The 455-nt window shown below is 62.4% G+C and carries 1 protein-coding gene; it reads left to right on the forward strand.

The genetic code is table 11. The features are described from left to right. Positions 1–455, forward strand: a 455-nt coding sequence (locus tag AACY08_RS29610) for a DegT/DnrJ/EryC1/StrS family aminotransferase (protein ID WP_339472638.1), incomplete at both ends; no start/stop codon positions are given.

Consider the following 455-nt stretch of genomic DNA (forward strand, 5'->3'; position numbering starts at 1 on the left):
CCTTGCGCGCGCTGGATATTGGCCCTGGTGATGAGGTGATTGTCCCGGCCAACACCTATATCGCCACATGGTTGGCAGTCAGCCATGTCGGTGCGCGTCCAGTGCCAGTGGAGCCGGACGAGCGGACCTACAACATCGATCCCGCGCGTATCGCGGCTGCGATAACGCCGCGCACTCGCGTGATCCTACCCGTCCATCTTTATGGGCAGCCTGCCGATCTCGATCCCATTCGGGATATTGCCCGGCACCATGGCCTTAGTGTGCTCGAAGACGGTGCGCAGGCCCAGGGTGCTCGCTATCAGGGACGACGACTTGGTGCGGAACAGTCACTGGTCGCGTGGAGTTTCTACCCCGGCAAGAATCTCGGCGCTCTGGGGGATGGCGGCGGAATCACCTGCGGCGATGATGCGTTGGCCGACAAGGTGGCGGCATTGCGCAACTACGGCTCAAAGGTG

The organism is Pseudomonas sp. EL_65y_Pfl1_R83 (assembly GCF_963970695.1).
Lineage (GTDB): Bacteria > Pseudomonadota > Gammaproteobacteria > Pseudomonadales > Pseudomonadaceae > Aquipseudomonas > Aquipseudomonas tritici.